A 25,262-nucleotide genomic window follows, 5' to 3' on the forward strand; every position below is an offset into this window, starting at 1 on the left:
AACGCTTATCGGTGGGGAAAGCGGGGTGGGGTTTCGACGTCGACGCGGACGATCGACCACCCTACCGGTCGGTCACGCGTCGGTCGACCCGCGAACGAGCGAGGTGAAGTTCTCGAAAACGCGGGCGGCCGTCACGTCGTCGTAGGAGTGGTCCGTCTCGGTCCACCCGAAGTCCCGCTCGATCCGGTTGTGGTAGTCGCTCGAGAGCTCCGGGTGGAACTGGACCGTCCACAGCGGCGCGTCGCGGTGGCGGGTTCCGAAGTGCGGCGAGTGCTCGGTCCGCGCGATGGTCTCCATTCCCTCGCCGGGTTCGAGCACGCTGTCGCCGTGAATTGCCGGGACGACGGGCGCGACGCCGTCGAACAGCGGGTCGCCGTCGAAATCGACGGCGACCAGCCGGTGGGTCGGACCGACGTGCTCGACCCGGCCGCCGAGCGCGGCGTTTGCGACCTGGTGGCCGAAGCAGACTCCCAACGTCGGGATCCGCCGTTCGACGAGTTCGCGGATCAGCTCCTGCTGGTCCGCAATCCAGGGCTCGTCCTCGACCTCGTACACGCCGGCGGTGCTTCCCGAGATCACGACGGCGTCGATCCCCTCGAGGTCGGGGCGCTCGCCCGCGGGGAAGTTACACTCGAGACAGCCGGGGAAGTGACTCGCGAGTTCGTTGGAGTGGTACTCGTAGGCGGCGTCCACCTCGTTGTGGACGACGAGAACGGTCGGCGACTCCATAGCTGGACGGACGACCCCGACAATGATAGGTATCGGGGGTCTTCGGGGTCAAGCGTGCCGGTCAAGTAGCTCCGGTCCCTTACTCGATTCACCGTGAGCGACACTCGAGGCCCCCTTCAGCCGGACCGCCCAGACGTCGAACATCCCTTCGAGGTCGACGCGCCATTCGAGCCAGCGGGCGACCAGCCCGAGGCGATTTCCCAACTCGCCGAGGGATTTCGGTCGGGCATGGACAGACAGACGCTCCTCGGCGTGACGGGGTCGGGGAAGACCAACACCGTCTCGTGGGTCGTCGAGGAGGTCCAGAAGCCGACCCTCGTCATCGCCCACAACAAGACCCTGGCGGCGCAGCTGTACGAGGAGTTCCGGAACCTCTTTCCGAACAACGCCGTCGAGTACTTCGTCTCCTACTACGACTACTACCAGCCCGAGGCCTACGTCGAGCAGTCGGACACCTACATCGACAAAGACGCCTCGATCAACGACGAGATCGATCGCCTCCGACACAGCGCCACCCGCTCGCTGCTGACCCGCGAGGACGTCATCGTCGTCGCCTCGGTGTCGGCGATCTACGGACTGGGTGACCCGCGAAACTACGTCGACATGGCGATGCGCCTCGAGGTCGGCGAGGAGGTTGGCCGCGACGAACTGCTGAAACGGCTCGTCGACCTGAACTACGAGCGCAACGACGTCGACTTCACCAACGGCACGTTCCGCGTGCGCGGGGACACCCTCGAGATCTTCCCGATGTACGGCCGCTACGCCGTCCGCGTCGAGCTCTGGGGCGACGAGATCGACCGGATGGTGAAGGTGGACCCGCTCGAGGGCGAGACCAAGGGCGAACAGCAGGCGGTGCTCGTCCACCCCGCGGAGCACTACTCGATCCCGGAGACGCGCTTAGAGCGGGCGATGGACGAGATCCGCGAGGACCTCGACTCTCGGATCTCGTACTTCGAGCGGAAAGGTGATCTGGTGGCGGCCCAGCGCATCGAGGAGCGAACGACGTTCGACCTCGAGATGATGGCCGAGACGGGCTACTGTTCTGGCATCGAGAACTACTCGCTGTATCTCTCCGATCGCGAGTCCGGCGAGGCCCCCTACACCCTGCTCGACTACTTCCCCGAGGACTTCCTCACCGTGGTCGACGAGTCCCACGTCACCCTCCCGCAGGTCCGCGGCCAGTACGCGGGCGACAAGTCGCGCAAGGACTCGCTGGTGGACAACGGCTTCCGGCTGCCGACGGCCTACGACAACCGCCCGCTCACCTTCGAGGAGTTCGAGGAGAAGACCGACCAGACACTCTACGTGAGCGCGACGCCGGGCGACTACGAGCGCGAGGAGAGCGAGCGGATCGTCGAACAGATCGTTCGTCCGACCCACCTCGTCGACCCGGAGGTGTCGGTGTCGCCCGCCAGCGGCCAGATCGACGACCTGATGGACCGCATCGACGGCCGTATCGACCGCGACGAGCGCACGCTCGTGACGACGCTCACCAAGCGGATGGCCGAGGACCTCACGGAGTACTTAGAGGAAGCCGGCGTCGACGTCGAATACATGCACGACGAGACCGACACCTTAGAGCGCCACGAGATTATCCGCTCCCTTCGGTTAGGGGAGATCGACGTCCTCGTCGGGATCAACCTGCTCCGGGAGGGGCTGGACATCCCCGAAGTCTCGCTCGTCGCCATTCTGGACGCCGACCAGGAGGGCTTTCTTCGCTCCGAGACGACTCTGGTCCAGACGATGGGACGAGCGGCCCGCAACGTCAACGGCGAGGTGATTCTCTACGCCGACGACCCCTCGAGCGCTATGGAGTCGGCGATCGAGGAGACCCGCCGGCGCCGGGAGATCCAGCGGGAGTACAACGCAGAACACGGCTACGAGCCGATGACGATCGACAAGGAGGTCGGCGAGACGAGCCTGCCGGGGAGCAAAACGGACACCTCGAGCGTCTCCGGGCGCGATCTGAAAGACGACGACGAGGCTGCCCGGTATATCGACGACCTCGAGGACCGGATGGAGGAGGCGGCGAGCAACCTCGAGTTCGAACTCGCGGCAGACATCCGCGACCGGATCCGAGAGGTCCGCGAGGAGTTCGACCTCGCGGGCGGCGACGAGGAGGAGGGAATCGCGCCGCCGGCGGAGGAGTTCTGAGACCGCCCGCTTTCAACCGGGCGATAGCGCCGCCGTGGCGCTTTCCCTCCACTAGTCGCGATACGTTTCGACGTCAACTACTCTTCGCGTCTCCGGGTGAGTGAGATCGCTGTCCGCCGAAACGAGCGGCGCATTCAGCTCCCTGCCGACAGCGGCGATCAGCCCGTCCGCGCCGGCCAGGAACGGCCCCTCGGGGCCGATCTCGTCGGCGATCTCTCCCGCGAGGATCGCGGTCTCCTCGTCGACGTCGTACACGTCTCCCCACGAGAGATCGGCGACCACCGCGGCAACGTCGCCGTCGGGAGCGTTTCCCTCCCCGACCAGCACTTCGGCGTACGCCGGTGCGGGAAACACGAAGGCCTCGTCGTCGTTCGCGAGGAGGTACTCGGCGGCTACGTCGACGCCGTTCAGGTAGTCGATGAGAAACGACGCGTCGAGGACCTTCATTCCGGATCCGCCAACCGCTGCATCCGTTCTTTCGACTTCCGTTTGGACGCCTCTCGAGCCTCCCGAACCCGTTCCGCCTGATCGTCCGACCAGCGTCCGAACCCGGCGAGCAGGTCGCGCTCATCGTCGGCGAGAAGGCGCTCGAGGGTGTCGTTGTAACTCTCTCCCTCCCGGCGGTGTCGGTCGAGCGTCCGTTTCACCCGACTACTGACCCGGATCTGTTCGTCCGCTGTTCCCATGCGTTGACGTTCGCGTTGACGCCACTTCGTCTTTTGGTTTGGACGAGTGAGAACCCGTTTTCCCCTATCGTTCACGCCCTCGAGGCGCCGTCGCCTGGGCGATCCGCGCGGCGACCGCGGCGGTGGTGCCGACCGCCCGGACGACACCGCCGGTCGCGTTGGCGACCCCTCGCTGGGCGTAGTGGGCCGGTTTCACCGCGATCTTCCCCGTCTCGGCGGCGACGTCCCAGGCCAATCGATCGACGAACTCGAGGCGCGAGCGCGACCACCGCCCCGGGTGGGCGAGGACGTACAGCCGGGGGCAGTCGCCGGCCTCGAGGAACTCGACGAAGTCGTCCGTCGTCTCGACGAGGCCGAAGTCGGGGTCGACGGTTCCCCACCGCCGACCCGTATCGGAGAGGTACGACGGCAGCGTCGGGTCCTCGTCGTCCTTCTCGACGTCGAGGTAGGCCTCCCCCAGCAGGTCGTACTCCGCCGGCGAGCGCTCTCCCTCCCAGATGTCGAGGTTCAGGTGCCGCGAGAGCGGGCTGCCGTGCGAGCAGGCGGTTTCGATCGTCGCGTGCTCGCGGAAGGCCGCGAGGTTGGCCGCGAACTGGCGGTGGGCTCTGCGCCGGTCGCCGCGGGCGCGGGCCAGGTCCTCGTAGTGGTAGCCGATCTCGTGGCCCATCTCGGCCATCTCGGCGACGATCTCGGGCTCGAACGTCGAGGTCCGGAAGTAGTACGTCGACGCCACGCCGTGGCGCGCCTCGAGGCGGGCCATCGAGCGGGCGATCTCGACCCGCCGGTCGACGTCGTGGCGCAGGATGAGGTACCGCTCGGGGAGGGTCTCCGCCCGCAGGTACTCCGCCACCGTGAGGACCTCGTAGTCGGCGTCGACGGCGGCACCGACGAGTCGGTCGTACGCGTCGAACGTGAAGTCGCGAACGTTCATACACGGGGAGACGACTGTCAGGGAATTAGCTATCCGCCGACTACCGTCCGCGACCGGGCGGGTACGGACTACGTACCGCATCTCGTGAGCGTCACTCGAGCCGTATCGTCCGCTGGCGACGACGGTCACCGGTGTACGACGTCGTTACCCTCGCCACTGTCACCGGTTGGGACCGGTTTCCGGACCGGTTACAACTCGAGGGTGTACACGACCTCGCGGTGTGTTTCGCCGCCGATATCGACCTCCCCGTCCCCCGTCTGTTCGAAGCCCAGTCCCTCGTAGAACTCGCGGCCGCCCGCGTTCGAGGCGAGGTCGATCGCCCGCATGCGCTCCATGTTGAAGTCCTCGAGAGCCGAGCGCAGGCGGTCGTGCAGCGCCGTCCCGACGCCCTGGCGCTGGTGGTCGGGGTGGACGTACATTCGCAGGACGTCGCCCTCATCCTCCTGGACGACGCCGTGTGTAAACCCGACGACTTCGTCGTCCGCTTCGGCGACGAGCACGGCGGTGCCGGCGGTCGATAGCGCGCGCTCGAGTTCCTCGTCAGCGTACCAGTCGTTGACGGTGTCGTCGATAACGTCCTCGGGAATATCGTAGGTGTCGTGCCAGGTCTCGCGGGCGACCTCGCGGATCGCCTCGCGGTCGTCGGCCGTGGCCGGTCTAATCTCCATGTCGTGCACTACGGTAGCGAACGACAAAATTATAGGCTCCACAGAATCCTCGGTGGCCAGGGAGCGTAACACTCTCTGCGGTCCGTACGAAGACGAACGCACCGCCTCGATGGCCACGCTCGTCGACGAGTCGCATCTCGGATCAGTGTCAAGACGCGGGATCGCGTTCGATAGCGTCTACACGAGGCTCGAGGCGCGTATCTGGCACGAAGCCGACTCTCACCACCGCACTCCCTCTACTAACGGCAACGATAAATACTCGACAGGTGTCTTATCGGTTATCATGGGAGAATCAGGGCATGCCGCGGACGCACCGCCGACGACGGGCGGACGGGGAAAGATTCGAGCCGTCGGGGTCGCCGTCGGACTCACCGTCCTGGCGCTGATTCTCTCGGGCGTTGTGGGCGTCCTCTTCGCCGTTCCACTCTTCGTGCTCGGGTTCGACTTCGAAAGTACGGCCGTCTTCGTCACTCTCCTCCTCGGGGGGCAGATCGGTTTCTTCGCCGCGGGGTATCTGTACGTCCGTCGCTACGGACTCGCCGTTCGACTCGCTCGCCCCGACCGCCGGGACCTCTCGTATGCTGCTGGTGGGACGATCGTCGCACTGGTCTTCGCGACCGGTGCGAGTATCGTGCTGGAGTTCCTCGGTCTCACCCCCGAATCCGTCCTCGAAGGGTTCGTTACGGCGGATCCGCTGATCCTCATCTGGCTCGCTCTCCTGTCGATCGTCGTCGTAGCGCCGGCCGAAGAGTACCTGTTTCGCGGCGTGATCCAGGGCCGACTCCGGAACACGTTCGGGCCAGCGAGTGCGATCGTCGTTGCGAGTTTGCTGTTCGGCTCGATGCACTTCGGGAACTGGACCGGATCGCTCGCCACCGTCGTCGGGTGGGCGTTGCTTATTACGGGCGTCGGTGTCGTCATGGGCGTCCTCTACGAGCGGACGAACAACCTCACCGTCCCCATCATCGCCCACGCGGTGTACAACTGTTTCCTCTTTATCGCCGGCTACCTCTTGCTGTAGGGCGCTGTCGCATCTATCGAACTCCTGGTAGTAACTCTCGGCGAGAAATCTGCATAGCGGCAGTGTCCAGCGAGGCCGATTTGTGACGCGAGCGGATCGTAGTCGACGGACCCACGGTATCCGTTCGACTCGAGTTGCCGAACCGAAACGGGAGTTGGAGGCGGGCGCGAAGCCGCCTCGCTCGCGGCGATCAGGTCTCGACGTCGAACCCCCGGTCGCGAAGCAGTTTCGGGACTCTGTCGCGGTGGTCGCCCTGCAACTCGATCCGTCCCTCAGTGATCGTGCCGCCGGTTCCGAGGGCGCTCTTGAGACTCGAGGCGATCGGCTTAAGCTCCGACTTGGGGAGATCGAATCCCTCGACGATCGTCACCGGCTTCCCGTACCGGCGTTTCTCCATGCGGATCGACAGCGCCTGGGCCGCGGCCTCGAGGTCGCTGTGGGCGTCGAGTTCGTCGAGTAAGTCCTCGAGCGGGTCGTCGTCTGACACGTTATTCGGTACGCTCGCGAGCAACATAGGGTTGCTCCCTCTCGAGGAACGCTCCGCCGGCGACGAGCTACCCAGTTCGTAGCAACCAGAGCAACGACCCGAGCAGAACGCAGAGAACGGCGATCACGACGGCCGCGGTCGGGTCGTCCTCGAAGGAGTCCGCGGGCAGCGCGGTAACGTGCGGCGCGAGAAGGGCGTACATCCCGGCCGTCCAGAACAGGAACACCGCGCTCGCGCTTGCAGGAACGATCGCGTCGGCTCGAACCAGTGCGTGGTCGTACAGCAACAGGAGCAGGCCGGCACCGGCGAACAGCGCGAAAAACAGCCCGGTTATCGTCGCCATCCAGTTCACGAGGCCTCCGGCTGCGGCGCTCGAATCTCGAAACCGCTCGAGCGCTTCCGCATCGGTACGTACGAGCAGCGCCGTCGCTTCGTTCGACCCCAGGATGAGCCCGATCCCAAAAACGAAGATCACGATAACGAGGCCGTAAACGAACCCGACTTCGAGCAGACCGACGGCCGTCTCGAGCACATTCACGAAGATAGATACGTTCGTTTTATACGTTCTGGTGTGACTAGCGTCGAGCGGGACGAGCGGGATAAACGTCGTGCACGCACGCGAGCCGTCGCCCGTGGCCGGTCCTCAACCGAAGTGACGCCGGGTTACAATCGCTCTTTTACGGTTCGAGCCGTCTTTTCGCCCACCCCCGACACGCTCTGCAGATCCTCGAGACTCGCCTCCCGCACGTTCTCGACGCTGCCGAACCGCCCCAGCAGGCGCTTTCTGGTTTCGGGGCCGATCCCCGGCACGTCGTCCAGGACTGTCGAAACGTCGTCGCGGATCGTCTGGTGGTACTGCACCGCGAAGCGGTGGGCCTCGTCGCGCACCCGCTGGAGGAGGTGGAGGTGGGGGGCGTCCCGCGGCCAGGAGAACTGCCGGTCCGGGGTGATCACCGTCTCCTCGGCCTTCGCCAGCGCGACGGCGGGGACGTCCCAGCCCACCTCGGCGAGGGCGTCGCGGGCGGCCTCGAGCTGGCCCTCGCCGCCGTCGATCACGAGCAGGTCGGGGTCGGAGCGGTCGTCGCGGCCCTCGACGGCGCGCTCCGCCCGCCAGCGGATCAGCGCGCGCATGTTGTCGTAGTCGTCGTTTCGGTCCTCGAGTTTCTTGCGCCGGTAGTCGGTCTTCTCCGCGCTCCCGTCGACGAAGGTCACGTCGCTCCCCACCGCCGACTTGCCGTGGGCATGGCTCACGTCGAACCCCTCGAGCCGTCGGGCCGACTCGAGACCGAGCGCGTCGGCGAGGGCTCCACACTCGTCCCGGCGACCGACGTTTCTTCGGGCGTTCTTGAGCGCGAGGTCGACCAGTTTCGCCTCCCGCCCCGCACCCGGAACGCGGACGGCGACGCCCTCCGCTGCGAGCCAGGACGCGACCTCCGCGTCCTCGAGTCGTTCCGAGAGCAAGACGGCGTCCGGCAGGCTCCGCTCGGCGTAGTACTGGACGAGGAAGGCGGCCAGAACGGCCGGAACACCCCGCTCGCTCGCAGCCCCGTCGCCGCCAGCAGTCGCCGCGTCGGAGCCCTCGAGGCTGTGTCGCTCCCGATCGACCAGTTTCCCGCCCTCGGCGCGCAGGCGGGCCACCGTGGCGTCGTCGCCTTCGATCGCCACACCGAGCACGTCGACGGTGTGCTCGCCGCCCGTCGTCTGGACGGCCTCGCCGCCCTCGCCGTGGAAGCTCTCGACGGCCTCGAGACGATCTCGAAGGTTCGCCGCCCGCTCGAAGTTCTTCGCCTGAGCGGCGGCCTCCATCTCCCGGCGCAGCGGATCCGCGAGAATCCCGGTTTCGCCCTCGAAGAAGCGCTCGACGGCGGTCACGTCCTCCCGGTAGCTCTCGAGGTCGATCTCGCGGGTACAGGGGGCGGTACAGAGCCCCATCTCGTGGTCGAGACAGGGGCGGTCCCGGCCCGCGTACTTGTGGTCCGAGCAGCCGCGGACGCCGTACGTCTCCCGGAGGGCCTTGACGACCGTTTCGACCCGTCCCTTGTTCGTGAAGGGGCCGTAGACGGTCGCCGCTTCGTTCGGATCGCGGGTGATCTCGATCCGGGGGGCCTCGTGGCCCGTCAGCTGGACCATCGGGTAGGACTTGTCGTCCTTGAGCCGGACGTTGTAGCGGGGCTGGTGGCGCTTGATCAGGTTGGCCTCGAGCAACAGCGCCTGGGTTTCGGTGTCGGTGACGGCGATCTCGATTCCGTCGGCGCGATCGACCATCCGCCGGATGCGGGCGCTGCGCGGGTCGGCGTAGGAACGAACCCGCGAGCGCAGGTCGACGGCCTTCCCGACGTACAGTGTGGTGCTGCCCTCGCGGAACTGGTAGACGCCGGGCTCGCGCGGCAGCGACGTCGCTCGCTCGCGCACCCCTGCTGCGTTCATCGGCGGTCCTACGTGATCGACGACTTTCAGCCTGACGTCACACGGGCCGCCCGACTTGTACGAGCCGCGACCGCACGCGGCGGTGTCGCCACTCGAGTTTCCGGTCCGGGTCGAAAAATGCCGTCGTTGAAGGTCGATTCGAAACGCCCTCGACCGTGTCAGTTACCGTAACTGGCGGTCGGTGCGTGACGGTTAGACGTCGTCCTCGGTGTCGGTGTCGTCATCGTCGACGACACCGTCGTCGTCAGCTTCGTCGTCGTCGCCGACGCCATCGTCAGCGTCATCATCATCGCCGACGCCGTCATCCGCGTCGTCGTCACCGACGCCATCGTCGGCCTCGTCGTCGTCGCCAACGCCGTCGTCATCGCCGACGCCGTCGTCAGCTTCGTCGTCTTCGCCAACGCCATCATCTGCATCGTCATCACCGACGCCGTCGTCAGCTTCGTCGTCTTCGCCAACGCCGTCATCTGCACCGTCGTCACCGACGCCGTCGTCGGCCTCGTCGTCGACGTCCTCTCCAGGAGCGTCGTCGTCAATTCCTTCGTCGTCGACACCGTCGTCACCGCCAGGTCCGCCACAGCCGGCGAGTCCGATCATTACGAGCGCGAGCGTGACCGCGATGATCGTCCGTCGCTGTGGCAGCGAGCGGCCGAGACGTTCTTTCATGGATGTCATGGGTTCGACGCAGGCTACACTGGTCCCGCCGGGAGTATAAACGGGGTCAGCCGTTTTGCTCAATTCCGGTGCGTTCGATCCCGTTCGCCTCTCGAGACCTAACTGATTCGAATCGCTGAATATATCGATGTACAACCGGTCTCGAAGCGGTTTAGGCGGTGGGACATTCCGTGAACTCGGGGCCAACGCGATAGATTCTCCTTAGTGGAGGCGTAACCGCCGTCGATGACCGATTCGACCGTCCGGTGCTGGCTCGTCGAACGGAGCGTCGGCGACCGGAACCTCGTCACGCTCGTCTACGCGACGCCCGACGGCCGGCGCTACCGCCGGTACGAACGCTCGGCCGTCTCGCTTCGAACCGGCTCGCCCGTGACCGCCGCAGTCACCGTCGACGGGGACGACCTCGAGTCGACGGCCGACGAGGAGACGGTGGCGCGGTACGCGGCCGAAGCCGAACGCACCGCCGAGCGGTACGATCCGGACGACCCCATCTAGCACCGCGCGAAGTCCGGACCTGACGAACCACTGCGGCCACCGGCGGTGCTCGCGGTAACAAACCTTATCGGCCAACGGTGAGACAACTCGTGCATGGCCGCGATCAGGGTCGATGGACTGACGAAAACGTACGGTCGGACGGTCGCCCTGGACGACCTCTCGTTTCGCGTCGACGAGGGAGAGGTGTTCGGGTTTCTGGGGCCGAACGGCGCCGGCAAGTCGACGACGATCAACGTCCTCCTCGACTTCGTACGCCCCTCCGCGGGTGAGGCGACGGTGCTCGGACTCGACGCCCACCGCGACAGCCGGGAGATCCGCCGGCGAACCGGCGTCCTCCCGGAAGGGTACGAGACCTACGACCGCCTCACCGCCCGCCAGCACCTCGAGTTCGCCATCGAGTCCAAGGGGAGCGACGACGACCCCGAGCGACTGCTCGAGCGCGTCGACCTCGCCGACGCCGTCGACGACAAGACCGGCGGCTACTCGAAGGGGATGGCCCAGCGGCTCATGCTGGCGATGGCGCTGGTCGGCGAGCCCGAGCTGCTGATCTTAGACGAGCCCTCGACCGGGCTCGACCCCAACGGCGCCCGCGAGATGCGCGAGATCGTCCGCGAGGAGAACGCCCGCGGGGCGACCGTCTTCTTCTCGAGTCACATCCTGGAGCAGGTCGAAGCCGTCTGCGACCGCGTCGGCATCCTGCGGGCGGGCGAGATGGTCGCCGTCGACACCGTCGAGGGCCTGCGCGACTCCGTCGCGACGACGACGACCCTCCGGGTGACCGTCGACCGGATCGACGACGACGCCCTCGCGGCCGTGCGCGCCCTCGCGGACGTCGCGGAGGTCGCGACCGACGAGCGCGAGGAGCCGACGGTCGTCGTCCAGTGTAACGGCTCGAAAACGGCCGTGCTCCGGGAGCTCGAGGACCACGGCCTCGAGGTGCGTGACTTCGTGACGAAGGAGGCCTCCCTCGACGACGTCTTTCACTCCTACACCGCGGAGGCCCGACCATGAGCGCGTCAGACTCCCGGTCCGGCGGGCCCGCCGTCGACCTCGACCCCGACAGCGTGATCGCGGTCGCGCGAAAGGACTTCCACGATGCCGCCCGCTCGAAGGTGCTGTGGCTGTTGACGACGATCTTCGTCGCCTTCCTCGGCGGAATGGCGTTCCTGTTCGTCTACCTCGACGACCTGCTCGCCCAGGAGGGCGAGGAGATCGCCGCCGTCAGCCTGATCCTCTTTCTCGAGCAGCCGGTCGCGTGGCTGTTGCCGCTGATCGGCCTGCTCGTCGGCTACAAGTCCCTCGCGGGCGAGATCGACTCGGGAACCGGGAAGATCCTGTTCTCGCTCCCGCACTCGAGGCTCGACGTCGTCGTCGGGAAGTTCCTCGGCCGCTCGCTCGTCCTGTGGGCTGCGCTGTTCGCCGGTCTCGCGGTCGCGTTCGTGATCATCGTCGCGCTGTACGACGAGGTGAACGCCTTCCAGCTGTTCGTCTTCAGCCTGCTCTCGTTGCTGCTCGGGACGGTGTTCGTCGGGATCGGGGTCGCGATCTCGTCGCTGACGACCTCGACGGGCAAGGCCGCGGCCGGCGTCGTCGGCGTCTTCATCTTCTTTTACTTCGTCTTCGACTCGTTCCGCCTCGTCGCCTACTACCTGCTCACGGGGAACGTCTTTCCGGAGCCGCCCGCGCCGGGGTGGTACCTGTTCGTCCCCCGGCTGAATCCCATGGGCGCGTACGACGGGGCGCTCTACGGTCTGCTCCCCGACGCGACGCTCCAGGAGATCGCCTTCTGGCACGAGGGCGAGTTACCGTTCTACCTCTCCGACTGGTTCGCCGTCCTCATCCTCCTCGCCTGGCTGGTCGTCCCGGTCGCGCTCGGCTACCTCCGATTCAGGAACCTCGATCTGTAGCAACCGATCTCTGTCGACGACTTTCGTCTCGTAAACCACCCCTGAATGATACGTCTCCACGGAGAGTTCAACCGCTTCCACGCCGATTACGGTGAGTTCATCCCGGCCGATCGTTCTGTCTCGGTGACTTGTCCACCGATTAAATCCCTCGTTTTCGACCGTTATCGGGCTTATTCTGGACATAGTTATCCCGGTTTACCTTCCTAACACAGGGATATGCTGGTACCGTCCGGCAGTCGTTCGCCGGACACCGCTCGCGGCACCGCCGTCGGTGTCACTTCGCAGTACGCAGATTACTACAAATGAAAACCGAACTATTCGGCGTCTTCGGGGAGTACGAAGGGTTCTCCCGCCACCGCTCTCGCCAGGAGTTCGACGTGGTCGTCGAGGGGCCGTCGATCACCGTTGGCGTTCGCGATCCGCACCTCGGAACGCCCGGACGAAGCGCCGTCGCAGACACTGACTCGGGGAGTTGTCTCGTCTGGGGAGAGGCGTTTCCGCCGGACGCGGTCGACGCGGACAGCGCCTCGTGGCTGCTCGAGGCCTACCGCGACCGCGGACGGGATGCGCTCTCGCAGCTTAACGGCTCGTTCATCGCGGTGATCGACACCGCCGAGGAGACGATCGTCGCGACCGACCCGATCCGATCCTGGGAGTGTTTCTACACCGACGACCACGCCTCGCGGGTCTTCGGAACGAACGCGGCCGCAGTTGCGCGCACGATCGATCGGCCGACCGTCGACCGGACCTCGCTTCGAGAGTTCATGCACGTCGGGATGGTCTTCGGCGAGGAGACGCTGCTCTCGGAGCTCTCTCGCGTCCCCTTCGACGGCTACCTCACCGCGACCGACGTCGGCGGCCTCGAGCGGTTCGTCTACGACCCCCAGGAGTTCGACTACGTCTCGGAGTTGGCCCGCAGGCTGCGCCGGGCGATCGCCCGACGGAGCGGGTATCCGGGCTCGAGCGGGCTGTTGCTCTCTGCGGGCTACGACTCCCGGCTGTTGCTCTCGCAGGTCCCCTCGATCGAGGAGTGTTTCACCGTCGGCCACAGCGACAACCCGGAGATCGTTCGCGCCGGCAAACTCGCGAACCAGTACGGCGCGACCCACACGGTGTTCGAACCCGACCAGCGCTACCTGTACGCCGGCCCCGAGAAAGTCGAGTACGCACAGGGGATCAAGGAGTCGCTGCACATCCACCACGCGGGCTACGCCGACGGCATCGACGTCGACACGATCTACCACGGGCTGCTCTGTGACACGCTCATCCGGGGGCACTTCCTCGAGCGCAAGGCGATCGACCTCTTCGGAAAGTCGCTTCCGCTGCCGCCGCTCGAGTCGAACCCCGACCCCGCGGCGGTGCTCGCCGACCGCTTCGGCTACGTTCCAGAGAAGAGCGAGGCGGTCGTCCGCCACACGAACGTCGGCCCCGACGACCCCCACTCGTTCGTCCTCGAGTCGATCCGCGAGCAGGTCGAGACCCACGCCCACCGCGGCGTCGACGTCCACACTCGCCTCACCTGTGCGGGAATCGCCAACCAGCCGTCGATCCCGTTCCGGACCCACCTCGCGGACAACTACCTCGAGTCGATGCTCGTTACGGACGTCGAACTGCTCGACTGGCACCTGACGACGCCGCCGGAACACCACAACACCCGCACGTTCCTCGAGGCGATCAAGCGCCTCGACGACGACATCCTGCGACACACGCCGCCGGACCGTCCGTTCGAGTCACAGACGGTCAACGCGGTCCAGGGATTCCTCCGGAAGAAGGCGCCGTTCGCCCGCTCGCCGCGGGCGTGGCCGGACCGCTTCGAGATGTTCGACCGGTACGACCTCGATCAGGTGCTGTTCCCCGACCAGCCGTCGATCCACGAGCTACCGCCGCGGCACAAACTCCGGGTGAACGACGTCACCGGCTGGCTCGAACACTGTATCACCTCCGACGTCGAGTTCGACGAGCTGTTCGCCCCGTCGCCGTCGGACGGGACGGGACAGCTCACCCGCCCCGTACACGGCGGGCGGTAGGGCGGACTCACTCGCCGGCGGCGATCCCTCGGTCCGCGAGTAGCTCCTCGAACGCCGCCTCCTCGAGCACCGCCACCCCCAGATCGTCGGCGGCCTCGCGTTTCGTCGCCCCCGGGTTCTCGCCGGCGACGAGGTAGTCCGTGTTCCCCGAGACGCTGCTCGTCGCGTTCGCCCCGTGGGCCTCGACGAGCTCCTGGGCCTCTCCGCGGGTCATCCCCGACAGCGAGCCGGTGAAGACGAAGGTGAGTCCCTCGAGTTCGTCGCCACCGTCGCGTCCCTCGGCCTCCTGCGGGGAGACGTGCTCGAGGATCGCGTCGACGGCCGCGGCGTTGGCCTCGCTCGCGAAGAAGTCGTGGATCGTCTCGGCGACGGTCTCGCCGATTTCGTCGACGTCCTCGAGCGTCTCGGGTCGGTCCTCGGCGGCCGCCCGAACCGCCGCGAAGCTGCCGAACGCTCGGGCGAGTTCGCGGGCCGTCGACGGCCCCACGTGGGGAATCCCGAGCGCGGAGAGGAAGTCCGCGAGCGGGGGCTCGCGGCTCGCCTCGATCTCCGCGAGCAGGTTCTCGGCGCTCGTCTCGCCCCACCCCTCGAGTTCCGTGAGCGCCTCGCGCTCGAGTTCGTAGAGGTCGGCGATCGAGCCCACGAGCCCGGCCTCGACGAGCTGGCGGACGCTCTTCTCGCCCAGCCCCTCGAGGTCGAGGCCGCCGTCGCCCGCGTAGTACTCGATCGACCGCCTCAGCTGGGCGTCGCAGGCGAGCCCGCCGGTACAGAAGGCGATCGGCCCGTCGCGCTCGACGGCGCTCTCACAGACCGGACAGTGGTCGGGTAGCTCGTAGTGACCCTCGCTGCCCTTCTCGAGGACCTCCTCGACGTACGGAATCACGTCGCCCGCCCGCTGGACCCTGACTGCGTCCCCGACGTTGACGTTCTTCGCCTCGATCTCCTCGGGGTTGTGCAGGCTCGCCCGCGACACCGTCACCCCGCCGACGTCGACGGGGTCGAGCAGCGCGACGGGGGTGACCCTCCCCGTGCGGCCGACCTGGACCGCGACGTCCTGGATCGTCGTCACCTCGCTGCGGGCGGGGAACTTGTAGGCGAACGCCCAGCGGTCGTGGCGGGCGGTGCGGCCGAGCGCCTCGCGGGCCTCGCGGTCGTCGACCTTGATCACCACGCCGTCGATCTCGTAGGGGAGGCCGTCGCGTTCTTCGAGCAGCCGGTCGCGGTAGTCGACCGCGGCCTCGATATCGGAGACGCGCTCGACCCGATCGTTCGTCCGGAGGCCGTAGTCGGGAACGGTCTCGAGCTCCGCCCAGTGGGTGTCCTCGAGCGAACTCGCTGCCAGCACGTCGAAGTAGAACACCTCGAGCGGGCGCTCCGCCACGACCGACGGGTCGAGCTGGCGGATCGTCCCCGCGGTGGCGTTACGGGGGTTCGCAAAGGGCTCCTCGCCGCGCTCGAGGCGCTCGCGGTTGTGCTCCTGGAAGGCGTCCTTGGGCATGTACACCTCCCCCCGCACCGCGAAAAAGTCGGGCGGGTCGTCGTGCAGGCGCTGGGGAACGGCGCCGATGGTCCTGGCGTTCCGGGTGACGTCGTCGCCCTCGCGGCCGTCGCCGCGGGTGACCGCCCGCTCGAGGCGCCCCTCCTCGTAGACGAACGCCATCGAGACGCCGTCGAACTTCGGCTCACAGACGTACGTCACCGCCTCGAGGTCAAGCTCGCGTCGTACCCGCCGGTCGAACTCGCGGACGTCGTCGGCCTCGCCCGACTGGGAAATCGAGAGCATCGGCGCGACGTGCTCGACGGTTTCGAACGCGTCGAGGGGCTCGCCGCCCACGGAACGGGTGGGGCTGTCGGGGTGGGAGAGGTCGAAGGCGTCCTCGAGTTCCTGCAGCCGCGAGAACAGCAGGTCGTAAGTCCGGTCGGCGATGATGGGGTCGTTCTCGACGTAGTAGCGGCGGTCGTGCTCGCGGATCGCCTCGCGCAACAGCTCGACCTGTCGCTCGGCGCGCTCGGCGGAGAGCTCCTCGAGCGGGTCGAACTCCGTCGGCGGCTCCCGAACGTAGGGGTTCCCGTCGTCCGCGTCGGCGGCTGGCATAGTCGTCTCGGAGATACCCGTTCGTCTCCGTTAACGTTACTGAAGGCGGTTCGGCCGTCGGAAGCCGCTCACCGGCTCCACGGGCTGTCACCGAGTTCGCTGCGGATCATCGGTCCGACCGCGATTCGACAGTCGGACCGCGGCAGGGCGATACAGAGCAGCGCGTAGCCGTCCGTCAGGTCACCGGCCTCGAGCGCCCGCGGCGGTCGCCGGTAGTCGACGGCGTCCGCGACGTCGAGGGCGTCGTCCTCGACCGCGAGCACCCGTCCCGCGCAAGTCGTACAGGTCCCCTTCCGGCAGTCGTACGGGAGCCGCACCCCCTCGCGCAGCGCCGCCTCGAGCACCGTTTCGGACGGCTCGACCGCGACGGTCCGGCTGCGGCCGTCGGGCCACTCGAGGGTGACCTCGTGGCGGGTCATCGCTCGCACCCTGTCGCTTGCCCCCGGTCGGGCGGCTCGCTCATGGAGAGCGTACCGCGGGCAGCGACAAAAGGGTTCGTCGGATCGGGACGCCGGCCCACCGGTACCGCGCTGACGGCGGGGAACGATACCCAGTCTTTACCCACCCTCGCATCGTAGACGCGATCAGATGGACACGGGATCGGAGTACGGTCTGGTCGACCTCGAGGAGGCCGACGTTCCGGGCGACGAGTGGGAGGAGATCGACGTCTCCGATACGGAGGCCGACCGCATCGCCCGAAAGCGCGACCGCGAGTTCGAGCAGTTCGAAGCCCGAATCAAGGACGCCGATCAGTTCAAAGTCGAGCAGTCGGTGTTCGACGACGCCACCTTCGCGGCGCTGTACAAGCTCGTCCAGGACGGCCACGTCGAGGCCTTCGGCGGGCCGATCTCGACGGGAAAGGAGGCCAACGTCTACCACGCGCTGGGCGACGACCGCGAGGTCGCGGTGAAGGTCTACCGGATCAACGCCTCGAATTTCCGACAGATGCGCGAGTACCTCGAGGGCGACCCCCGGTTCGAGGGGCTCGGCGGAAAGAAAAAGGACGTCGTCCTCGCGTGGGTGAAGAAGGAACTCGCCAACTTAGAGCGGGCGCGCAAGGCCGGCGTTCGCGCGCCGGAGCCGATCGCCGCGGAGCGGAACGTCCTCGTCATGGAGTACATCGGCAACGAGGAGGGCCGGGCGAAGCGCCTCGGGGAGGTCCACGTCGAGAACCCGCAGACGGCGTACGAGGTCATGCGCGAGTACATGCGGCGACTCTACTCGGCGGGGCTGATCCACGGCGACCTGAGCGAGTACAACGTCGTCTTCCACGAGGGCCAGCTCGTCGTGATCGACCTCGGGCAGGCGGTGACCGTCCACCACCCCAACAGCCGCACGTTCTTAGAGCGCGACTGCCACAACGTCGCCGCCTTCTTCCGCCGTCAGGGCCTCGAGGTGAGCGACGACGACCTCCTCGAGTTCGTCACCGATCCCGAACCCGACCCCTCGCGAGACTGACCGGACGACCGCGATTTATGGACCTCCGGGTCGTACCCGTCTTCGATGTCCCCGACGAGCCACCGCTGCGTCTGCGGCGCCACCATCCGGTTCCGTCAGGATCTCGAGGTCCGCGACGGCGCGACGAGGCGCCACTGGACGTGCCGCGACTGCGGCACGCCGGTTCCCGGTCGGGTCGGCGAGCGGATCAGCCACCAGCACCCCTCGTAGGGGCCGCTCGTCCGCGTCCCCCGATCCCCCGCGAACCCCGGGGCGGTCTCCCCGAACGGAAACCGATCGTCCCGGCCGCTCGCGGCGGTAGTACGAACCGCGGGGTCACTCTCGCCCGACGGGTGGCGGGACCCGTCCGACGAGGTCCGGTCACGCCCGCGACCTAGAGCGGCGGAAACGCGAGTGCCGGTCGCGGCCGGCCGGCCGCCAGGTACTTGTCGCTCTCGGAAAACCGACGACTATGCGCCGCCGCCACTTGCTGGCCGCCTCCGGTCCCTTCCTCCTCGCCGGCTGTGCCGACCTCGCCGACGACGCGACCCCGGACCGCGACCCCTTCGAGGTCGACGACGCCGTTCCGTCGTCGACCCCCGACGAGGACTTCGTCGACCTCCCGGAGTCGCTCCAGTCCGTCGGCTGTCCCGTCGCCGACCTCGAGTTTCCCGCGGCGCTGACCCGCTCGAGCGGGCGGTCGTACGCGATGCGCCTCGAACTCGCCCGTGCACGGACCGCGCGGGGGTCAGACGGAAGCGCCGACACCGAGGGTGATGCCGACGACGCGGAAGAGGGCTCGAGCGACGACGAACCCGCCGTCCGCTCCGTCGGCTCCGTCGAGCGAGCCGCCGGCGTTCGCGTCGACGTCGGGGTCTGGCCGCTCGCGGACCTCGAGTACGACCTCGAACTGTGGCCGGGCGAATCCGTCGAGAACGCTCCCCGGGTAGACGCGGGCGAACCCGCCCTCGAGCCCGATCCGATCACGACGGCCATCGACGAGGCCCTCGAGTCGGGCGCGGAGCGGCGGGTGGAGGACGACGCGCTCGTCGCGGACCTCTACTACGAGCTCGGGACGAGTCAGTTTCGGATCGACGGGCGAGACGAGCCGCTGTTCGCGCGAATCCTCCTCGGGGAGGTCCACGATATGGTCGAGCACAGACCGGAATCCGTCGCCCACTACTTCCTCGAGGCGGAGCGAGGGACGGTCTACCGGGCGGGTGAACCCGGCGAGATCCCCTCTCGCGCCACGGCGTCCGTGGACGCCGACGACTGGGTCGCCCTCGAGTGTCCCTGACCCCGCGAAACGCTCTTTGCCGCGCGGCCGAAACGATCCGGTAATGAGAGCCGCTCTCGCCTGGCGCCCGCAGCCGTCCTCGAGAGCGGACAGTGTCGTCGGTGCGCGCGACGCGGCCTAACCCGTCGGGCGCGGCGGCGACCGCTCCCTTCGTTCTTCCCCTCGGAACCGCCCGAAAGCGACAGGATTCACCGAATTCCACACGAATGACGAACACGAACGACACGACCGAATCGCAGCCGACCGAAACGGAGCCCGAGTCCCGCCCCTCGAGCGACGGGACACCCCCCGCCGACGGGGAGGGGTTCTCCGTCACGCCCTACGCCGTCTCGGGCGAGGTGGATTACGAAAAGCTCCTCGAGCGCTTCGGCGCCGATCCCCTGACGGACGAGCAGATCGCCCGCCTGCCGGACCACCCGCTGCTCCGCCGCCGGACCTTCTACGCCGGCCGGGGCGTCGATCGCTACCTCGAGGCGAGCGGGGCGGGCGATCCCCACACGCTCGTCACCGGCCGCGGCCCTTCGGGACCGATGCATCTGGGCCACGTGCTCCCGCTGTACCTCGCGAAGCGCCTGCAAGACGAGACCGGTGCGACGGTGTACGTCCCGCTGTCGGACGACGAGAAGTTCCTCGCGAAGGAGCAGTCCTTCGAGGAAATCGGCGAGCACGCGCGGGACAACCTTCGCGACGTCCTCGCGGTCGGCTTCGACCCCGAGCGCACCCGGATCGTGGTCGACACCGCCGACGCGGACGTGATCTACCCGCTCGCGGTGCGCCTCGCGAAGCACCTCACGCCCGCCACCGTCGAGGCCGTCTACGGCACGCAGGACACCGTCGGCCTGCAGTTCTACCCCGCGGTCCAGGCGGCGCATCTCCTGCTCCCGCAACTCGTCGCCGGTCGCCAGCCGACCCTGGTTCCGATCGCCGTCGACCAGGACCCTCACGTCCGGGTCTGCCGAGACGTGGCGGCGAAGGAGGCCCTGCCGGTCGAGAAGCCGGGGGCGCTGCTCGGCCGGTTCCTCCCGAGCCTCGCGGGACCCGGCAAAATGAGCTCCTCGGGCGACGCGCCCTCGATCGAACTCACCGACGATCCCGAGACCGTCGCCGAAACGATCCGCGAACACGCCTACAGCGGCGGGCGGGCGACGCTCGAGGAACACCACGAACGGGGCGGCGACCCGTCCGTCGACGTCCCGTTCCAGTACCTCCGATTCTTCTTCGAACCGAACGACGACCGCCTCGCCGACCTCGAGCGCGAGTATCGCTCGGGGGAACTGCTCAGCGGCGACCTCAAGACGTACGCGATCGAGCGGATCACGGAGTTTCTGGCGGCTCACCAGCGCCGGCGGGCGGCGCTGGGTGACCTCGAAACCGAACTCGAGCCCTACCGGCTGACGGCGGCGGAACGACGGGTGGCCCTGGAAGCCGCGGGCGTCCCGCGCATTCCGTAGCGACGGTTTCTCGAGGGTCGTTCTCGCCGTTTCTCTCGGGGATCGGGATCAGGGTATATTCCACATTCAGTTATGGTGTGTGCAGTGGTACCAACCATCATGGAAGAGACCAGAGCGAAGCGACCGGCTGACCTACCCGCAGCGGCTGAGGAACTACGGCTCGGACTTCGAGGCAGCCTCGTACTCCCGGAGGACGACGCCTACGACGATACGCGCGCGGTCTGGAACGGGATGGTCGACCGGTACCCGTCGGCGATCGTCCGCGCCGCGGGCGTCGGCGACGTCGTCGCGGCCGTGAACTTCGTCGCCGAACACGACCTCCCGGTGTCGGTCCGGGGCGGCGGCCACAACGTCGCGGGGACGGCCGTCTGCGACGACGGCGTCGTAATCGACCTTCGTGACATCGACTGGGTGCGCGTGGACCCAAACGCACGCCGCGTACGCGTCGGTGGCGGGGCGACCTGGGCCGACATCGACTGGGAGACGCAGGTGTTCGAGCTGGCGACCCCCGGCGGCGAGGTTTCGGAAACCGGCGTGGCGGGACTCACGCTCGGCGGCGGGGTCGGCCAGCTTCGCCGAAAGTACGGACTGAGCTGCGACGCGCTCCGCTCGATCGACGTCGTTACCGCCGACGGGGAGTTTCTGACCGCCAGCGAGGACGACCACGAGGAGCTGTTCTGGGCGCTGCGGGGCGGCGGCGGCAACTTCGGTGTCGTCACCGCCTTCGAGTTCGAACTGCACCCGGTCGGACCCGAGGTTCTGCAGGTCACCACCGCGTACGACCTCGAGGAGGCCGAGGCGGTCATCCGCGCGTGGCGCGAGTACACCGAGACGGCGCCCGACGAGGTCTCGAGCATGGTCGCCATCTGGGGTGTCCCACGACTGCCGGAACTCCCGACGGAGGCCCACGACGACCCCGTCGTCCTGGCGTCGGGGCTGTACGCCGGCTCCCAGGAGGAGGCAGCGGCGGCGTTGAAACCGCTCCAGGAACTCGCCGAACCCGCGATGGACCTGAGCGCCAGGATGCCGTACGTCGTCGCCCAGAGCGCCCTCGACGCGGCGGTTCCCGAGGGGGACCGCTACTACTGGAAGTCCATCAACGTCGAGGCGCTCACCGACGAGTTCGTCGATCGCATGGCTGAGCACGGACGCGAGCGACCCCACCCGCGCGTGCTCATGATCCTCCGGCACATGGGCGGGGCGATCGCAGACGTCGACGAACTGGCGACCGCGTACAGCCACCGCGACGTCGAGTACATGCTGAGCATCGACGGCATCTGGGAGGAGCCGGCCGACGACGACACGAACGTCGCCTGGGTGCGGGAGACGTGGGCCGACCTGCGCGGGCTCACCGCGGGCGGCGTCTACCTCAACTTCCCCGGCTTCGGCGAGGACGGCGAGGCGCTGGCTCGAGCGGTCTACGGCGACGAAACCTACGATCGGCTGGCGTCGGTCAAGGCGACGTACGACCCCGGAAACCGGTTCCGGTCGAACGTGAACGTCGAACCGGCGACGCACTGAGCCGCCGGCTCGCCCGCGTAGCCGACAGTCGGCGGCCGTCGCTCGGCGCGGAACCGCCACCGTCAGAACACTCTTGGTGCTCCCGAACGCGCCGACACGCATGCAACTCGGTCTCATCGCGGACACCCACGACAACGTCGACGCGACCAGGCGAGCGGTCGAGCTCTTCGAGGAGGATGGCGTCGAAATCGTCGTCCACTGCGGGGACTACGTCGCCCCGCCCGTGATCTCGCTGTTCGATGGGTTCGAACTCCATGGAGTACTGGGGAATAACGACGGCGAGGTGTCGGGCCTCGAGGCCGCGTTCGCCGACCTGGGACGCGAGAGCGAACTCCACGGCCGCTTCGCAGACCTCGAGTTCGACGGGCTCTCGCTGGCGGCCCTCCACGGCGAGTCGCTGGCGGAGGTCCGCGCCATCGCGGAGGGCGAGTCGTACGACTACGTCTGCTACGGCCACCACCACCGACGAGAACGCGAGCAGATCGGTCGGACGACTCTCCTCAACCCGGGCGCACAGTTCCCGACGGTCGAGGACGACCATCGGACGGTGGCGGTTCTCGACACGCGCTCGGAGACGGTCCGGTTCCGGTCGGTCCGCGGGTGAGATTCTCAGCCTGATCCTGCGGACCAAGGGCTTAACCCTCCTGAGCAAGTAGTTCTGGCCATGCAGCACGTGAAGATTCCGCAGGACCGCATCGGTGTTCTCATCGGCGAGGGCGGCGAGACGATGCGCGAGATCGAGGCGGAAGCCGAGGTGCGACTCGACATCGATTCGGAGAACGGCTCCGTCGCCGTCGAGACCGTCGGCGACCCCGTTCGCGGACTCAAGGGGCCGGAGATCGTCCGTGCGATCGGACGCGGGTTCGCCCCGGAAGACGCGATGGCGCTTCTGGCCGACGACATGATGCTGTTCGACCTGGTCGACATCGACGCGGCCTCGAGGAACAAAAACGACATGAAGCGACAGAAGGGCCGACTCATCGGTGAGGGTGGCCGAACCCGCGAGCTGATGGAAGAACTCTCGGGCGCCTCGGTCGTCATCTACGGCTCGACGCTCGGAATCATCGGCACGCCGCCGCAAGTCGACGCCGCTCGAACGGCCGCCGAGATGCTCTTAGACGGCGCGCCCCACGGCGCGGTGTACTCGTTCTTAGAGGAACGGCACAACGAAATGAAACACCAGGGGATGCAGTACCACCGGTTCCCCGGCGGCCAGTCCTGACCGCGTACTCCCCGTAGGGTTTTCGGCGCCACACTCCCCTCGAGCGTGGTGTGTCGCTTCGCGACGACTACCGCGACCGGTGACCTATAAAACACGCTGTGGTAGGATTTACCAGACTGGCGACCACGCTCTCGTGTTGCGGTTTACCGTGGCGCATACCGCAGCTTTTATATAGAATACCAATCAATCTATCTCTGACTATGGCACAACAGATGGGTAACCAGCCCCTTATCGTTCTCTCGGAGGATAGCCAGCGAACCTCCGGCAAAGACGCACAGTCGATGAACATCACCGCCGGGAAAGCGGTCGCGGAAGCCGTACGCACCACGCTCGGCCCCAAGGGGATGGACAAGATGCTCGTCGACTCGACGGGCTCGGTCGTCGTCACCAACGACGGCGTCACCATCCTCTCGGAGATGGACATCGACCACCCGGCGGCGAACATGATCGTCGAAGTCGCCGAAACCCAGGAGGACGAGGTCGGCGACGGCACGACGAGCGCCGTCGTCGTCAGCGGTGAACTGCTCAAGCGCGCCGAGGAGCTGCTCGAGCAGGACATCCACGCCACCACGCTCGCCCAGGGCTACCGCCAGGCCGCCGAGAAGGCCACGGAAACCCTCGAAGAGATCTCCGTCGACGTCGGCGAGGACGACGACGAGATCCTCCACCAGATCGCCGCCACGGCGATGACCGGCAAGGGCGCCGAGAACGCCCGCGATCTGCTCGCGGAGCTCGTCGTCCGCGCGGTCCAGACGGTCGCCGACGAGGAGGGCATCGACACGGACAACGTCAAAGTCGAGAAGGTCGTCGGTGGGAGCATCGACAACTCCGAACTCGTCGAGGGCGTCATCGTCGACAAGGAGCGCGTCTCCGAGAACATGCCGTACTTCGCCGAGGACGCCAACGTCGCCATCGTCGACGGCGCCCTCGAGATCAAGGAGACGGAGATCGACGCCGAGGTTAACGTCACCGACCCCGACCAGCTCCAGGAGTTCTTAGAGCAGGAGGAGGCCCAGCTCAAGGAGATGGTCGACCAGCTCGTCGACGTCGGCGCCGACGTCGTCTTCGTCGACAAAGGGATCGACGACATGGCCCAGCACTACCTGGCCCAGGAGGGCATCATCGCGGTCCGCCGCGTCAAGTCCTCCGACGCCAAGCGGCTGGCCCGCGCGACGGGCGCCCGCCCGGTCTCGAACGTCGAGGACATCACCGAAGACGACCTCGGCTTCGCCGGCAGCGTCGCCCAGAAGGACATCGCCGGCGACCAGCGCATCTTCGTCGAGGACGTCGAGGATGCCAAGGCCGTCACCCTGATCCTGCGAGGCGGCACCGAGCACGTCATCGACGAGGTCGACCGCGCCATCGAGGACTCCCTCGGCGTGGTCCGCACGACCATCCAGGACGGGAAGGTGCTCGCCGGCGGCGGCGCACCCGAGGTCGAACTCAGCCTCGCCCTGCGCGACTACGCCGACTCCGTCGGCGGCCGCGAGCAGCTCGCGATCGAGGCGTTCGCGGACGCCCTCGAGGTCGTCCCCCGCACCCTCGCGGAGAACGCCGGTCTCGACCCCATCGACTCGCTCGTCGAGCTTCGCAGCGCCCACGACGGCGGCGACACCGCCGCGGGACTGGACGCCTACACGGGCGATACCATCGACATGGGCGGCGAAGGCGTCTACGAGCCCCTGCGCGTCAAGAGCCAGGCCATCGAGAGCGCCACCGAGGCCGCGGTCATGCTGCTCCGCATCGACGACGTGATCGCCGCCGGCGAACTCAAGGGCGGCAAAACGGGCGACGACGACGAGGACGACATGGACATGCCGCCGGGCGGCGGCGGCATGGGCGGCATGGGCGGCATGGGCGGCATGGGCGGCGCGATGTAGGCGAGGTGCGGCGAAGCCGGGCCTCGAGTATGCGAACGGGCGCTACGCGTCCGTGAGCAGGCCCAATCGGCCATCCGACACCCATCAGCGTCGACGACGCTCGTTCTTTCGGACCGCGGCGATCGCGCCCTCGAGCCGTTGCTCTCACACTA

Annotated in this window: 25 protein-coding genes; 14 read left to right on the forward strand and 11 right to left on the reverse strand. The window is 67.4% G+C overall.

Features of this window, described 5'->3' with window-relative positions; translation table 11 throughout:
• Positions 1-72: 72 nt before the first annotated feature.
• Positions 73-729: a type 1 glutamine amidotransferase gene (locus NMQ11_RS00920; protein ID WP_255169510.1), complete on the reverse strand. Its 657-nt coding sequence runs from the start codon at positions 727-729 to the stop codon at positions 73-75.
• Between the two features lie 93 nt (positions 730-822).
• Between NMQ11_RS00920 and uvrB the strand changes: the two genes are divergently transcribed.
• Positions 823-2,883 (forward strand): excinuclease ABC subunit UvrB, encoded by a 2,061-nt coding sequence (uvrB, locus tag NMQ11_RS00925; RefSeq protein ID WP_255169511.1) that lies wholly within the window; start codon positions 823-825, stop codon positions 2,881-2,883.
• A 51-nt stretch (positions 2,884-2,934) separates the two neighbouring features.
• Here the strand turns inward: uvrB and NMQ11_RS00930 are convergent, their stop codons facing one another.
• From NMQ11_RS00930 to NMQ11_RS00945, 4 genes are all read right to left on the reverse strand, one after another.
• Positions 2,935-3,330, reverse strand: a complete 396-nt coding sequence (locus NMQ11_RS00930; protein WP_255169512.1) for a PIN domain-containing protein — start codon at positions 3,328-3,330, stop codon at positions 2,935-2,937.
• Positions 3,327-3,569 carry an antitoxin VapB family protein gene (locus NMQ11_RS00935; protein WP_255169513.1) on the reverse strand — a complete coding sequence of 81 codons (243 nt, stop codon included), beginning with the start codon at positions 3,567-3,569 and terminating at the stop codon, positions 3,327-3,329. The genes NMQ11_RS00930 and NMQ11_RS00935 overlap by 4 nt, the downstream gene beginning before the upstream one ends.
• Positions 3,570-3,633: 64 nt before the next feature.
• Positions 3,634-4,500 carry a polysaccharide deacetylase family protein gene (locus NMQ11_RS00940; protein ID WP_255169514.1) on the reverse strand — a complete coding sequence of 289 codons (867 nt, stop codon included), beginning with the start codon at positions 4,498-4,500 and terminating at the stop codon, positions 3,634-3,636.
• A gap of 188 nt (positions 4,501-4,688) precedes the next feature.
• The gene (locus tag NMQ11_RS00945) at positions 4,689-5,168 is read right to left on the reverse strand and encodes a GNAT family N-acetyltransferase (protein WP_255169515.1); all 480 of its coding nucleotides are present in this window, start codon (positions 5,166-5,168) and stop codon (positions 4,689-4,691) included.
• 283 nt (positions 5,169-5,451) lie between these two features.
• Here NMQ11_RS00945 and NMQ11_RS00950 point away from each other — a divergent pair, with 283 nt between their 5' ends.
• Complete coding sequence (locus NMQ11_RS00950; protein ID WP_255169516.1) at positions 5,452-6,189, forward strand: CPBP family intramembrane glutamic endopeptidase; 738 nt, start codon at positions 5,452-5,454, stop codon at positions 6,187-6,189.
• Between the two features lie 190 nt (positions 6,190-6,379).
• Here the strand turns inward: NMQ11_RS00950 and NMQ11_RS00955 are convergent, their stop codons facing one another.
• The 4 genes from NMQ11_RS00955 to NMQ11_RS00970 all read right to left on the reverse strand — a co-directional run bounded on the left by NMQ11_RS00955 (position 6,380) and on the right by NMQ11_RS00970 (position 9,769).
• Entirely contained in the window at positions 6,380-6,676 is a 297-nt protein-coding gene (locus NMQ11_RS00955; RefSeq protein WP_255169517.1) for an SUI1 family translation initiation factor, read from the reverse strand.
• A gap of 67 nt (positions 6,677-6,743) precedes the next feature.
• A complete protein-coding gene (locus tag NMQ11_RS00960; RefSeq protein ID WP_255169518.1) occupies positions 6,744-7,208 on the reverse strand; it encodes a hypothetical protein in 465 nt (154 codons plus the stop codon).
• 131 nt (positions 7,209-7,339) lie between these two features.
• Positions 7,340-9,103, reverse strand: coding sequence for an excinuclease ABC subunit C (locus NMQ11_RS00965; RefSeq protein ID WP_255169519.1), 1,764 nt, complete (start codon positions 9,101-9,103; stop codon positions 7,340-7,342).
• A 192-nt stretch (positions 9,104-9,295) separates the two neighbouring features.
• Complete coding sequence (locus NMQ11_RS00970; protein WP_255169520.1) at positions 9,296-9,769, reverse strand: hypothetical protein; 474 nt, start codon at positions 9,767-9,769, stop codon at positions 9,296-9,298.
• Positions 9,770-10,003: 234 nt separating this feature from the next.
• Between NMQ11_RS00970 and NMQ11_RS00975 the strand changes: the two genes are divergently transcribed.
• The 4 genes from NMQ11_RS00975 to NMQ11_RS00990 all read left to right on the forward strand — a co-directional run bounded on the left by NMQ11_RS00975 (position 10,004) and on the right by NMQ11_RS00990 (position 14,207).
• The gene (locus NMQ11_RS00975) at positions 10,004-10,273 is read left to right on the forward strand and encodes a DUF7967 family protein (protein ID WP_255169521.1); all 270 of its coding nucleotides are present in this window, start codon (positions 10,004-10,006) and stop codon (positions 10,271-10,273) included.
• Between the two features lie 93 nt (positions 10,274-10,366).
• Positions 10,367-11,284 (forward strand): ABC transporter ATP-binding protein, encoded by a 918-nt coding sequence (locus tag NMQ11_RS00980; RefSeq protein ID WP_255169522.1) that lies wholly within the window; start codon positions 10,367-10,369, stop codon positions 11,282-11,284.
• Positions 11,281-12,180 carry an ABC transporter permease gene (locus NMQ11_RS00985; RefSeq protein ID WP_255169523.1) on the forward strand — a complete coding sequence of 300 codons (900 nt, stop codon included), beginning with the start codon at positions 11,281-11,283 and terminating at the stop codon, positions 12,178-12,180. The genes NMQ11_RS00980 and NMQ11_RS00985 overlap by 4 nt, the downstream gene beginning before the upstream one ends.
• Before the next feature lie 302 nt (positions 12,181-12,482).
• Positions 12,483-14,207 carry an asparagine synthetase B family protein gene (locus tag NMQ11_RS00990; RefSeq protein WP_255169524.1) on the forward strand — a complete coding sequence of 575 codons (1,725 nt, stop codon included), beginning with the start codon at positions 12,483-12,485 and terminating at the stop codon, positions 14,205-14,207.
• Between the two features lie 7 nt (positions 14,208-14,214).
• Here the strand turns inward: NMQ11_RS00990 and ligA are convergent, their stop codons facing one another.
• The gene (gene ligA / locus NMQ11_RS00995; protein WP_255169525.1) at positions 14,215-16,302 is read right to left on the reverse strand and encodes an NAD-dependent DNA ligase LigA; all 2,088 of its coding nucleotides are present in this window, start codon (positions 16,300-16,302) and stop codon (positions 14,215-14,217) included.
• 68 nt (positions 16,303-16,370) lie between these two features.
• Positions 16,371-16,721 (reverse strand): 2Fe-2S iron-sulfur cluster-binding protein, encoded by a 351-nt coding sequence (locus tag NMQ11_RS01000; protein WP_255169526.1) that lies wholly within the window; start codon positions 16,719-16,721, stop codon positions 16,371-16,373.
• A gap of 169 nt (positions 16,722-16,890) precedes the next feature.
• On the opposite strand from NMQ11_RS01000, the gene rio1 reads away from it, so the two are divergent.
• From rio1 to thsA, 8 genes are all read left to right on the forward strand, one after another.
• Entirely contained in the window at positions 16,891-17,760 is an 870-nt protein-coding gene (gene rio1 / locus NMQ11_RS01005; protein WP_255169527.1) for a serine/threonine-protein kinase Rio1, read from the forward strand.
• Between the two features lie 45 nt (positions 17,761-17,805).
• Complete coding sequence (locus tag NMQ11_RS01010; RefSeq protein ID WP_255169528.1) at positions 17,806-17,970, forward strand: hypothetical protein; 165 nt, start codon at positions 17,806-17,808, stop codon at positions 17,968-17,970.
• A 241-nt stretch (positions 17,971-18,211) separates the two neighbouring features.
• Positions 18,212-19,036, forward strand: a complete 825-nt coding sequence (locus NMQ11_RS01015) for a hypothetical protein (RefSeq protein ID WP_255169529.1) — start codon at positions 18,212-18,214, stop codon at positions 19,034-19,036.
• 206 nt (positions 19,037-19,242) lie between these two features.
• The gene (locus NMQ11_RS01020) at positions 19,243-20,487 is read left to right on the forward strand and encodes a tryptophan--tRNA ligase (RefSeq protein ID WP_255169530.1); all 1,245 of its coding nucleotides are present in this window, start codon (positions 19,243-19,245) and stop codon (positions 20,485-20,487) included.
• A 99-nt stretch (positions 20,488-20,586) separates the two neighbouring features.
• Positions 20,587-22,008, forward strand: a complete 1,422-nt coding sequence (locus tag NMQ11_RS01025; protein ID WP_255169531.1) for an FAD-binding oxidoreductase — start codon at positions 20,587-20,589, stop codon at positions 22,006-22,008.
• A gap of 100 nt (positions 22,009-22,108) precedes the next feature.
• A complete protein-coding gene (locus tag NMQ11_RS01030) occupies positions 22,109-22,612 on the forward strand; it encodes a metallophosphoesterase family protein (protein WP_255169532.1) in 504 nt (167 codons plus the stop codon).
• Between the two features lie 60 nt (positions 22,613-22,672).
• Positions 22,673-23,230 carry a KH domain-containing protein gene (locus NMQ11_RS01035; protein ID WP_255169533.1) on the forward strand — a complete coding sequence of 186 codons (558 nt, stop codon included), beginning with the start codon at positions 22,673-22,675 and terminating at the stop codon, positions 23,228-23,230.
• Positions 23,231-23,442: 212 nt separating this feature from the next.
• Entirely contained in the window at positions 23,443-25,110 is a 1,668-nt protein-coding gene (gene thsA / locus NMQ11_RS01040; protein ID WP_255170916.1) for a thermosome subunit alpha, read from the forward strand.
• The last annotated feature ends 152 nt before the right edge of the window (positions 25,111-25,262 follow it).

Origin of the sequence: Natrononativus amylolyticus, from assembly GCF_024362525.1 — an archaeon.
Taxonomy (GTDB): domain Archaea; phylum Halobacteriota; class Halobacteria; order Halobacteriales; family Natrialbaceae; genus Natrononativus; species Natrononativus amylolyticus.

Excerpts from the sequence above, each read along its gene's own strand:
- NMQ11_RS00920 (WP_255169510.1), bottom strand. The coding sequence starts at position 729 with ATGGAGTCGCCGACCGTTCTCGTCGTCCACAACGAGGTGGACGCCGCC.
- NMQ11_RS00930 (WP_255169512.1), bottom strand. The coding sequence starts at position 3,330 with ATGAAGGTCCTCGACGCGTCGTTTCTCATCGACTACCTGAACGGCGTC.
- NMQ11_RS00935 (WP_255169513.1), bottom strand. The coding sequence starts at position 3,569 with ATGGGAACAGCGGACGAACAGATCCGGGTCAGTAGTCGGGTGAAACGG.
- NMQ11_RS00940 (WP_255169514.1), bottom strand. The coding sequence starts at position 4,500 with ATGAACGTTCGCGACTTCACGTTCGACGCGTACGACCGACTCGTCGGT.
- NMQ11_RS00945 (WP_255169515.1), bottom strand. The coding sequence starts at position 5,168 with ATGGAGATTAGACCGGCCACGGCCGACGACCGCGAGGCGATCCGCGAG.
- NMQ11_RS00950 (WP_255169516.1), top strand. The coding sequence starts at position 5,452 with ATGGGAGAATCAGGGCATGCCGCGGACGCACCGCCGACGACGGGCGGA.
- NMQ11_RS00965 (WP_255169519.1), bottom strand. The coding sequence starts at position 9,103 with ATGAACGCAGCAGGGGTGCGCGAGCGAGCGACGTCGCTGCCGCGCGAG.
- NMQ11_RS00970 (WP_255169520.1), bottom strand. The coding sequence starts at position 9,769 with ATGAAAGAACGTCTCGGCCGCTCGCTGCCACAGCGACGGACGATCATC.
- NMQ11_RS00975 (WP_255169521.1), top strand. The coding sequence starts at position 10,004 with ATGACCGATTCGACCGTCCGGTGCTGGCTCGTCGAACGGAGCGTCGGC.
- NMQ11_RS00980 (WP_255169522.1), top strand. The coding sequence starts at position 10,367 with ATGGCCGCGATCAGGGTCGATGGACTGACGAAAACGTACGGTCGGACG.
- NMQ11_RS00985 (WP_255169523.1), top strand. The coding sequence starts at position 11,281 with ATGAGCGCGTCAGACTCCCGGTCCGGCGGGCCCGCCGTCGACCTCGAC.
- NMQ11_RS00990 (WP_255169524.1), top strand. The coding sequence starts at position 12,483 with ATGAAAACCGAACTATTCGGCGTCTTCGGGGAGTACGAAGGGTTCTCC.
- ligA (WP_255169525.1), bottom strand. The coding sequence starts at position 16,302 with ATGCCAGCCGCCGACGCGGACGACGGGAACCCCTACGTTCGGGAGCCG.
- NMQ11_RS01000 (WP_255169526.1), bottom strand. The coding sequence starts at position 16,721 with ATGACCCGCCACGAGGTCACCCTCGAGTGGCCCGACGGCCGCAGCCGG.
- rio1 (WP_255169527.1), top strand. The coding sequence starts at position 16,891 with ATGGACACGGGATCGGAGTACGGTCTGGTCGACCTCGAGGAGGCCGAC.
- NMQ11_RS01010 (WP_255169528.1), top strand. The coding sequence starts at position 17,806 with ATGTCCCCGACGAGCCACCGCTGCGTCTGCGGCGCCACCATCCGGTTC.
- NMQ11_RS01015 (WP_255169529.1), top strand. The coding sequence starts at position 18,212 with ATGCGCCGCCGCCACTTGCTGGCCGCCTCCGGTCCCTTCCTCCTCGCC.
- NMQ11_RS01020 (WP_255169530.1), top strand. The coding sequence starts at position 19,243 with ATGACGAACACGAACGACACGACCGAATCGCAGCCGACCGAAACGGAG.
- NMQ11_RS01025 (WP_255169531.1), top strand. The coding sequence starts at position 20,587 with ATGGAAGAGACCAGAGCGAAGCGACCGGCTGACCTACCCGCAGCGGCT.
- NMQ11_RS01030 (WP_255169532.1), top strand. The coding sequence starts at position 22,109 with ATGCAACTCGGTCTCATCGCGGACACCCACGACAACGTCGACGCGACC.
- NMQ11_RS01035 (WP_255169533.1), top strand. The coding sequence starts at position 22,673 with ATGCAGCACGTGAAGATTCCGCAGGACCGCATCGGTGTTCTCATCGGC.
- thsA (WP_255170916.1), top strand. The coding sequence starts at position 23,443 with ATGGGTAACCAGCCCCTTATCGTTCTCTCGGAGGATAGCCAGCGAACC.